Here is a 9449-nt window from a genome sequence, read left to right on the forward strand (position 1 = left end):
AAAAACGGTAATTTTGTATTCATGCATAGGGAATGCTTTTAAGGCCGGTGTTCAGCCTTCAGGGGGTTTTGGGTTGTATTCGTAAAGAGGAGAGACTCTTTTGAATCAGCTCTATTGAGTATAGTTTGCGATAGACCGCGAGAAACAATAGAGGTACGGCGAACGTCCAATCTCTTAAGGCCAGCAACACAAGCAGGTAAAGAGGCAGAAGCACGGACGGGAACGTATGGTGAATGAAGTGGAACACATTTCTTGAGCCGCGAACATATGGGTTCACGTCCACATTGCCTTTGTGCCGTACGATTTGCCACCAACTGAGCCCATAGAGCACAACATAGACAGCGAAGAGAGGGAAGAGAAATGAGGCGGGATTCGATTTAAGAGATCCTGTCTGTACGCACATATTGATAAGGCATATGAAGAGCAGGGCCTTCTCGGCTTCCAGGGAAAAACGGAAAAACTTTCTGGCCTTCTGAAATCCGGCTTGAACGGTGTACGTGCCTGTTCCAGTGTCTGCATCTTTTTCATAATCTTCCAACTGGTGATTAAGATCCGAGGAAAGCCCTCTAAAGAATATGTATATCGTGAAAAGGATTACGTCCGGCGGACGAAAATATTGGAATGCCGCAAATATGAGAAGCGTTGGGAGGACCCTTTGGGCTATTACCACACAGAATAGTCCAATCTTGCCTTTCTCTTTCAATCGGATAGGTTTGAGCGAATAGAAGGTGGCAACCAGAGCCCAACATATCCACAGACCGAGAAAGAAGTTTTCTCGCACAAAGAACATACCAAACACTATGCTCAAGAACAGGGACAGAAGGACGACGAAGGCTGCTTTTGTTTTCGAGTCTGACACGAAAGTATTATCTTTCCCGTGAAACAGGTCCAACTCTTTATCGGCAAAATCATTTACGAGATAGCCATACGTCGTGGAAGCCGCGCTGAACAGAAAGAATGTGAAGAAATAAAAAAGGAACCATTTTCCCGAAAGTTTTTTCTGCAAGGCTATGTAGAAAAAGAGAAAGACGTTTTCTATAACGGAATTATAGGTAAGGACTGCCCACCCTCGCCACCCGAAGTAACGGTTTGCGAATTGGATGAAGCCCGATATCAGCCTATTTCTCTTCAGCATGGATGAAATTCTTGTCGGACAGAACTGTCCGATATCTTTCCAAAACGATCTGATTGTTTTGGATGCGGCAATCGGAGGCAAAGCTTTGATCCGGGTAGCCCTCCCATGAAGCATTTATGTAACAGAACGCCTTAACATGGGGATACCTGTAAATGAGATTGAAATACGGTTGATACCAGTTCACCCAGGCCTCTCGTCCTCCTACAGAGCCCACATACCGGGGTGTGGATTCGGCTATCATTACCGGCTTTTTATGCGCCTTGGCTTCACGGATAAAGTCATTGATAAAGGTATCCCGATCTGCATGATTGATGAAGACGTTTATGCCCCACCAATCCACGCAATCATCCCCGGGGTAATAGTCTATGAAGTCTGCGGCATCGAGAGTATTCCAGACAAAAGCCACATTTTTTGCATCGTCCTGCTGAAAGATGTCGTATATCCTGCGCCATGCCTGCGCCCAGTAAGTTTTAGAAGCGAACCTTCCGTGTCCGCTGCCGCCGAATTCATAACCGGGACGTATGAATGCGGGTGTGCCCATGTTCTTAAACATTTCGGCAAGCACATGAATATGATCGTCATAGGCACCTTGAGCGATCTTTTGCGTGATATCGACCGGCCTTAATATATCGGCGGGCTCGCCGTAAATGTAGAAATCGAGTCCTATCTGAGGGATATAGTCGAACTTCTTTTGGGAGATTTCCGCGATAGTGGGCTTGAGCAGGGCAAATGCCCGCTCATCAAAAGAAATGTAATGCATGATAAGCTTCGGCCTTTTACCGCTTGCCTCCACGTATTCTTCGAGCCCCGACCAATCTACGCTGATCAGTTTGGTGCTCTTCGGTCGCACTTCGGCCTGGGCACAGTGTAATGTCTTACCGTCGGGCGGTTCGAATTTTGCTCCGAAGAAAGCAGGGCACTCCACGGCCCACAGTGCGACAAGGAATGCCCAAAAGGCGGCGAGGAACGTTCGTTTGGTTCCATGCTGAAAGATTGATATGATTTTCATGATTTTCTTTTCAATAGCATCTGTCCCAGAATTATCAGTCTATCATTCCTGCCTTGAAAGATCTTGATCGCATCAATTGCGCGATTCGTATAGTCTTCAACCAGTAGTCTGCATTTGTCCAAACCATACAGGAGCACAAAGTTTCCTTTATCCTTTTGAAGAGATTTGCCAACCTCTTCGACCGTGCCGGTGGCATCCAACAGGTCGTCCAGGATTTGGAAGGCGAATCCGAGATTACTTGCGTATTCCTCCAACGCCTTTATTTGCTCTCCGGATGCATCTCCTATGATTGCAGCGGCCGTGCCCGAGGCCACAAAAAGCGCCGCAGTCTTATGGTTATGTATGTACTCAAGAGTCGGATACTGCATGGTTTCACTGGCGAATTTGAGGTCCACAAACTGGCCGCCCACGAGCCCGTTAATACCGACCACGTTGGCGAGTTTTCCGACAACGAGCGTTTTCTTGTGGTCAGGAAGATCTGGATCTTCGAGGACTATTTCGTAGGCCCTGGTGAGAAGGCCGATGCTGGCGAGTGCTGCAACGTCCTGCCCGTACACCACATGGTTAGCCGGGCGTCCCCTCCTGACCTTTGCATTATCCATATGAGGCAGGTCATCCATAATGAGTGAGGCCGTGTGGATCATCTCGAGGGCACACGCCAGGGAGACGAGCCGTTCCCTGGGTACGCCGAACATATCGCCCACGATAAAAGCGAAAAGTGGCCGTATCCTTTTTCCGCCCGAATACAATGAATATTTGATCGATTCCTCAAGGGTGGTGAGCAGGGGTTCATCACATGCCATGTACTGCGCCAATCTGGTCTCGAAATAATCTTTGGTCTCGTTGAAGTATAACAAGGCCTCTTTCATGTGTCCCTCCTCCCGTGTAATCACAGCGACCCCTCTTTGCATGCACCGCGGACAAAACCGAACGCCCAAAACATGAGGCCCAGTAAAAGAAGCGGTAACACGGAAACCTGTTCTCTGATGGTATCGGGCTGATATCGCAGAAAAACAGACACGGTCTTGGCGTATTTTACCGCAAGCAAAAATGGCCAAAGAATGACGGCAAGAAGGGGACGCTTTGCAATAAACGACCCCTGTAGCGGCAATTCCTTAAGCACCCTTGAAGTGACGGTACCTATTCTATTTTGATGATTAAGGAAGTCTTTAAGTCCGGAGCGATGCGTATGATATATCTGGATACGAGGGTCCAAAAGGATTTTTTCCCCTGCTTTCCACAGATGATAATTGTAGACAAGGTCTTCCTGAGGGTAATATTTACCCTGAAATCGTCCGAACTGGAGAAAGACTCCTTTCTTGTATGAGATGTTGCATGTGGGGATATGCATCACCTCACGTCTTTGCATCTCGGGTAGAAATTCCCTGAATTCCGCCAAATATCCTGCCCTCGCCACGAGGTCGTCCCGATCGTTACCGTTTCTCACCGCGCCACCTACGACCCTGTAGGACGAATCGTGAGCCTCGGTAATCCTCTCAAGCCAGTCCCTCGCCGCCGTGCAGTCGGAATCGATAAATGCTATGAGGTCTCCTTTGGCAGCGTCGAGACCTATATTACGCGCTGTCCCGGGATCCGTCTTCTGATCCAAATGGATGAGACTGACCTGATCTTTATAATCGTTCATAACGATGTGTGGTGTCCCATCGTTCGAGCTATCGACGAGTATAAGCTCATAATTGTCACGATATGTCTGATCGGTGAGAGAATCGAGACACCGCTCAATGGTCTTTTCAGAATTGTAGGAAGGAATGATAACGGATACCATGTGGTGAACGATCGCTTATAGCTTCTACGGAAACTGGGGAAGGACCGTTCATTTGTCCCCGCCCAGCGCTTTTATCAGCCGATGACAGACAGCAAACACCCTATGGAGGAGCAAAGATGAAATATCGATGATGCGCCCAGAATTGCTTGAAGAGGTCCGGCAACTGTTCCAAAAAGGCATATTTGAGGACATCCTCTTCCATGCCCTTGTTCTTGCCGCCGTAATAATCGAGTATGCAGGTGGTGTCACTTCTTTTGTTTTCAAGTCGCGTGGCGAGAAACCCGAGACCAGCCTTGCGCAGGAGGTCTTCCTTTTTCATTGCAATATCGGGCCACGGTGGAGCATCAAAGAATCCTTGATCAACTGAGCGCCATCCTGCATTACGGATGATTCCTTTGATCCTGTCCGGTCGAATATTATTTGGGAAAACGTGGGCATGCTTTTTCGCTTCAAATGCAATTATTGAGGCAATATTTGATCTGTTAGGCACACAGATAAAGATCGCTCGCCTGGTCACTCTTACAAGTTCTCTTAAGAATTCTTCGAGTTCTTTCACAAACCAGAGCGAAGCAAAATTCCAGCTTAAATCAAAGGAGCGGTCTTTGAACGGAAGCCTGGAGTAATTATCCTTCTGATAGATGAAATCGGCCTCGATGCCAAGGTTCTGCCAGACCTTGTTGATCATGGCGATCCGCTTATTGTCGGCGTCTGCCACAGTCACTCTGGCCCCCTTTTTGGCCCACCAGATACTATTGATGCCAGAAATCCCCGTCATGCCGAACGATGGCATCTCCAGCACACTTTGAATATCATATGCGCTGTGGAGTTTTTCAAAGTAACGGTGCAAAATAAAGCGCTCGTAAGTGGTACCGAGCCCTTCGTCATAGTGAGAAAAATATTGGTGCCATGTGGAGGTGATAAACAAGGAGGAAGGCCTCGATCAATTGCACATGTTCTTGACGAAGGAGTCGCTCGTGCGAGCCGGAACGAACGAAAAGGCTTGGATAGTGGCGCTGATGTCATAATACCAGTTTCTTGAAATGAGAAGAAATCGCGTGAGCCATTTCTCGTTATGCGCTGCTTGTGCGCATAAGGCGAGAGCTTTGTATGCCGAGCTGGGAAGCTTGAGAAACGAGGGATATCCCCTGTGATAGTAGTGATCATATATCTGGTTTACCAGATCCTTTAATAAGACCGGTGATTCGTCGGCAGCGATGAACGTTCTTTGTTGGGGCACATCAATTTTCACCATTTTTACCACGAGATCGGCAAGCGCAGCCACATCCAACAAATGGATCCTCACGTCGTAAGCGGGCAAGAACAGCATTCTTTTTCTTACCAGCTCCACCAGAGTTCTCGGGAAACCGGTATCGCCCGGGCCGTATGTTATGGTCGGCCGAATGATGTATGCGTTGAGCCCCTCGGTGATACACTCGTTTACTCTTTGTTCGGCCAGCACCTTTGATCTGTGATATGCGTTGTCCCCGTTAAACTTGTGCGATGTGGTGCCAGGGAGGACGTAAGGTATGGTACCCGTCACCCCCACAGAGCTCACGAACAGGAACTTGTCCACGTTGTGTTTTTGAGATAGCTCAAGCAACGTCTCTGTGCCCCGGACATTTATTGCGTAATACTCTTCGTCGGTTCCGCTGCCTCCGCCGCGGAGAGCCGCTACATGGATCACCTTTCGTATCGGGAAGTCATCAAATATACGATCCATGCACTCTCTGTCATAAAATGAACCTTTTATGAGAATAACGCCCTTACTTCTCATCTCTTCAACGTTCTTGTAGTTACTGTCTTTGGCGGCCACCGCTACAAGGCTCAGCTTCTCTTCCAATAATCTGTTCGCCATATGTGACCCGATAAAGCCTGTTGCTCCCGTCATGAGCACGTGACCACCTTCCATGTCAGTGCATCCTCAAGTAATTCCATCCCACGCGAGACAGGCTGCCGATACTGTGTAACATACTCGTATAGCTGGCGTTCGCCAATGGGCAGTAACACTTTCTCTTTCGAATGTCCTGACGAAGCAGTTGCGCCCTGTCTGAGAACCAGAGTTTCTCGAAGTCATAATCGAATTCTCTTAAGTTTCCCGCCGATTCCGCTTTCACGCAGCACATCCAGACATCACCATCCGGAGCCACCTGGGCAGACGCAAAGCCTGCGTAACAGGGGATGACGGGACGGCGCTTTGACAGAACCTTCTTGACCATCTCGTAATACTCGATGCGAAAAGCGCGGGTTATACGGCCGATCTTGTTGAATCGGTCACGCTTCAACTTTTCTATCAAATAGTCGACGGCACGTGCATATGATTCGTACGCGGGCGTAATGGCAGAATTTATCGTACGCAATTCCTCCCGTTCCTCTGCAATCTCCGTAATGTAAGAATCCGGATTCAGGGTACGCAGCTCACTGTATACGTCGGGAATTCGGTCGACGTTAAATCGTGATATCACCGTATGAATACCTACGGACAGATTATTTAGGCGGAGGTCTTTCAGCGCATGAAAGGTCTTCAAGGCTTTTTCATAACTGCCTGCGACCCCGCGGATTGCATCGTGCTTCTCACGGACCTCGTCGACCGACACATTAATCACTATTTCGGCGTCTTCACAATAAAGAGCTATCTCCTTGACACTTTCAATGATTCTATCCGCCAGAAGACCGTTCGTCGGAATATTAATGAGCGCGGGACTGCACCGGTCGTAGAGAGAACGGACCAACTCCGGAAGGTCTTTTCGAAGAAAGGGCTCGCCGCCGCTCATCGTGATCCAGAATGGGCTTTTGCCCAGGCTCTCAAAAACTCTTTGCCACTCGTTAAGCGAGAGCTCCCGGGCTTTCCTTTCGTGGATGTTGCAGGTCTTGCAATGGGAGTTGCACGTGTAGCTCACGCTCAGCGTCAGGTTCATGGGTAACTTTCGGGGTGAGCCCAGGGATCTGAAGAGATAAAAGGATGGTATCTTTGTAAGGACTTTCAGCATACAAGAATGAATGAGCGGGTGCGGGAAGTTCCTTGAAGAGTTTCTTATTCCTGTGGCTTACCGTCTAATTGAGTTTCTTTGTGGAGGAAGCCATGTCCCAGATGAAGGGGTTTCTCTTCTTTACATAGAAATCATAATATCCGAGGACTCTGCCGAGCATCTCCAGTCCTATGGCGCCGATGGTCCACAGGGTGTCTTTCACGCGCCATGAATGCTGCCGAAGGAGGATTTTCAGGATGTTTTTCGGGTCCATGGTACTCACCTCGTACCCCTCTTCGCGCATCAAATGCTTATGGCCGGCAGCAATACGTCTCCTTTGTTTCAGCAAGTCTTTTATGTTTTCGGGACCCTTGTTGCGGACGATCGCTTGAGGCACGTAGCGAAGCTCGTAGCCGGCTTTGCGTATTATCGCTTCTATACTTGCCTCATCGACGGCTGTGTCCCGCGGGATCTGTTTGACCACTTCCCGAAAGGCGACCAGCTCACCCAGCTTGGGCGTTTCGAGCGCAATTTTGTGATGGAGCGTCCACATGAGGTTCACGGAAAATCCGATGAAAGTCTCGGCGCTGTTGACTGGGGCCGGATGTGCGCCTGTCATACCGACACGTTCATCACTGAAGGGCGCCGTGAGCCGGTCAAGCGTCCCAGGTTCAGGAATAGTGTCTCCGCTCTCTAAGATTAAGATATTGCCCGTGGCCTTTGATAAGAAGAGATTGATGGCCGAGGCCTTACCCTCCCTGTCCTTCTGGACCAGAAGTTTGATGCGTTTGTCTTTTCTTTCGAAACCTCTCACAACATCTTCTGTGCCGTCAGAACAGCCGCTTGCAACCACAAAGATTTCCTTCAGGCGGCCATGGGCAAATTCCTGATTCATGACGGATTCCAGCAAATGGCCGATGTTGGCCTCTTCGTTATACGCCATAATCCCGATCGATAGGTCAAGCATCTTTTCCGGACCCCGATTGGTTCATCTCAACGAAGTGCCGGTAATCTTTGAAAAGGAATGAACCGTGTCGCAAAATTTGCATCAGGGGAGCTCTGCACCTCAAGGTGAGCCAGAGGGCTTCCCATACGACCCCGCGCGAGATCTTGGTTGCGCCGCGCTTTCTTTCCCGAAATGTTATGGGGATCTCAAGCACGGTAAACCCATGTTTAAAAGCGAGATAGGTCATTTCTATCTGGAAGGCATAACCGTCTGATTTGATTTTGCTGAAGTCGATGCTTTCCAGGAGCTTTCTGCGGTAACACCGGAAACCTGCCGTAAAATCCCAAATGGGCTTGACCAAAACATATGAGACATACATGTTTGCCAGTTTACTGAGCAGCAGCCTTCGAAACCGCCAACCCTCAACTCGGACCCCGTTTACATACCTGCTTCCGATAATAAGATCGGCGTTGTCTGCCGCATCGACAAAGTCCTTGAGATACTTCACATCGTGGGAGAAATCGGCATCCATCTCAAAGATCAAATCGGCGCCCTTTGCAAGTGCTTCCTGAAACCCTCTTACATACGCAGTGCCAAGGCCTAATTTACCCGGCCTATGAACCACGCTGACCCTTGAGTCCCGGGCCGAGATTGCATCCGCAATTTCGCCTGTGCCATCAGGGGAGTTGTCATCTACCACGATGATGCCAAACGCGGGATGTAATTCTAATATTTCCTTAATAAGCTGCTCAAGGTTTTCTGCCTCATTATACGTAGGCAACACAATGATTGTATTCATGCTATCCCCCAGTTAATTCTGTCGAAATGCTATCTCCACGCTCAATTCAGACAGGAGACAATCTATCTTACTATCTGAAAGCAACAATCGATTGTGACATATGTCACGATATAAGGGTTTCTCATGTATGCCGAAGTGCTCTGTAAGTCTACCAATACCCATAATGTTTTCACGGGTCGCACCTGTGAATCGTCACGTCCATGAGTTGCCCCGATCACACAAACAATACCTTACCGGTCATACAATGCCACAGCATATACGGGATAGAGCGGCGAATCGATAATCTTCCTGGCCTCGGCATTGAGGCCGGTATATTTCTCAATATACGCAACGGCCCTTTCTATTCTTGGTTTGATCTGTTTTTTCTTTTCGAGCTCTCTTTTGGGCAACAGTAACCTTATGATAGATGTGGGCCAGTCGCTACGATCTATCACGTAAATAGTTCTCCCGCTCATTAGCCTCTTATGGTCGATTTGTTGCGCCATGAAACCGGGAATGTGGGGAAGGTTTATCCAGAAACGCTCATTAAGCCTGTTTATACAAGGTGCGAGGCGGGGACAGTTGTAAGTCAAGAATTCATCCGGGCGTCCGGTGAAGAGAAGGAAATTCTGCTCGCTTTGAGTCAGATACCAGAGGGCCATGCCAAGGTTGTACTGCGAATATGTCACGGCCCTGGGTTCGTACTGATCAGCGAGCATCATAGCGACCCGGTATAGCTCTCTTCCGTTTCGCGATTCCGGGCCTAGAATCAATGAATAGGAGGAGAATATGTGAACAGAAAACAAGGCCAGGACGAGCCCCCATTTAA

General features: G+C 48.8%; 10 protein-coding genes. All 10 read right to left on the reverse strand.

What is annotated here, in order from left to right:
- Nucleotides 1-58 precede the first annotated feature (58 nt).
- On the reverse strand, nucleotides 59-1135 hold the full coding sequence (locus tag VMT62_07345; GenBank protein ID HVN96225.1) for a UbiA family prenyltransferase: 1077 nt from the start codon (nucleotides 1133-1135) through the stop codon (nucleotides 59-61).
- Nucleotides 1119-2144 carry a glycosyl hydrolase gene (locus tag VMT62_07350; protein ID HVN96226.1) on the reverse strand — a complete coding sequence of 342 codons (1026 nt, stop codon included), beginning with the start codon at nucleotides 2142-2144 and terminating at the stop codon, nucleotides 1119-1121. The genes VMT62_07345 and VMT62_07350 overlap by 17 nt, the downstream gene beginning before the upstream one ends.
- Entirely contained in the window at nucleotides 2141-3013 is an 873-nt protein-coding gene (locus VMT62_07355; GenBank protein ID HVN96227.1) for a polyprenyl synthetase family protein, read from the reverse strand. The genes VMT62_07350 and VMT62_07355 overlap by 4 nt, the downstream gene beginning before the upstream one ends.
- Before the next feature lie 20 nt (nucleotides 3014-3033).
- On the reverse strand, nucleotides 3034-3930 hold the full coding sequence (locus VMT62_07360) for a glycosyltransferase (GenBank protein HVN96228.1): 897 nt from the start codon (nucleotides 3928-3930) through the stop codon (nucleotides 3034-3036).
- 100 nt (nucleotides 3931-4030) lie between these two features.
- Complete coding sequence (locus VMT62_07365; protein HVN96229.1) at nucleotides 4031-4855, reverse strand: class I SAM-dependent methyltransferase; 825 nt, start codon at nucleotides 4853-4855, stop codon at nucleotides 4031-4033.
- 15 nt (nucleotides 4856-4870) lie between these two features.
- Complete coding sequence (locus tag VMT62_07370) at nucleotides 4871-5839, reverse strand: NAD(P)-dependent oxidoreductase (protein ID HVN96230.1); 969 nt, start codon at nucleotides 5837-5839, stop codon at nucleotides 4871-4873.
- 1 nt (nucleotide 5840) lies between these two features.
- A complete protein-coding gene (locus VMT62_07375) occupies nucleotides 5841-6845 on the reverse strand; it encodes a radical SAM protein (protein ID HVN96231.1) in 1005 nt (334 codons plus the stop codon).
- A gap of 136 nt (nucleotides 6846-6981) precedes the next feature.
- Nucleotides 6982-7863, reverse strand: coding sequence for a glycosyltransferase (locus tag VMT62_07380; protein HVN96232.1), 882 nt, complete (start codon nucleotides 7861-7863; stop codon nucleotides 6982-6984).
- Entirely contained in the window at nucleotides 7856-8641 is a 786-nt protein-coding gene (locus VMT62_07385; protein HVN96233.1) for a polyprenol monophosphomannose synthase, read from the reverse strand. Before VMT62_07385 ends, VMT62_07380 begins: the two co-directional genes overlap by 8 nt.
- 230 nt (nucleotides 8642-8871) lie before the next feature.
- Nucleotides 8872-9449 (reverse strand): hypothetical protein (locus tag VMT62_07390; GenBank protein HVN96234.1); only part of this gene is annotated, 578 nt, incomplete at its 5' end.

Source organism: Syntrophorhabdaceae bacterium, assembly GCA_035541755.1.
GTDB lineage: Bacteria > Desulfobacterota > Syntrophorhabdia > Syntrophorhabdales > Syntrophorhabdaceae > PNOF01.

Coding starts and splice junctions, on each gene's coding strand:
- VMT62_07345 (HVN96225.1), bottom strand. CDS start 1,135: ATGCTGAAGAGAAATAGGCTGATATCGGGCTTCATCCAATTCGCAAAC.
- VMT62_07350 (HVN96226.1), bottom strand. CDS start 2,144: ATGAAAATCATATCAATCTTTCAGCATGGAACCAAACGAACGTTCCTC.
- VMT62_07355 (HVN96227.1), bottom strand. CDS start 3,013: ATGAAAGAGGCCTTGTTATACTTCAACGAGACCAAAGATTATTTCGAG.
- VMT62_07360 (HVN96228.1), bottom strand. CDS start 3,930: ATGGTATCCGTTATCATTCCTTCCTACAATTCTGAAAAGACCATTGAG.
- VMT62_07370 (HVN96230.1), bottom strand. CDS start 5,839: ATGGAAGGTGGTCACGTGCTCATGACGGGAGCAACAGGCTTTATCGGG.
- VMT62_07375 (HVN96231.1), bottom strand. CDS start 6,845: ATGAACCTGACGCTGAGCGTGAGCTACACGTGCAACTCCCATTGCAAG.
- VMT62_07380 (HVN96232.1), bottom strand. CDS start 7,863: ATGCTTGACCTATCGATCGGGATTATGGCGTATAACGAAGAGGCCAAC.
- VMT62_07385 (HVN96233.1), bottom strand. CDS start 8,641: ATGAATACAATCATTGTGTTGCCTACGTATAATGAGGCAGAAAACCTT.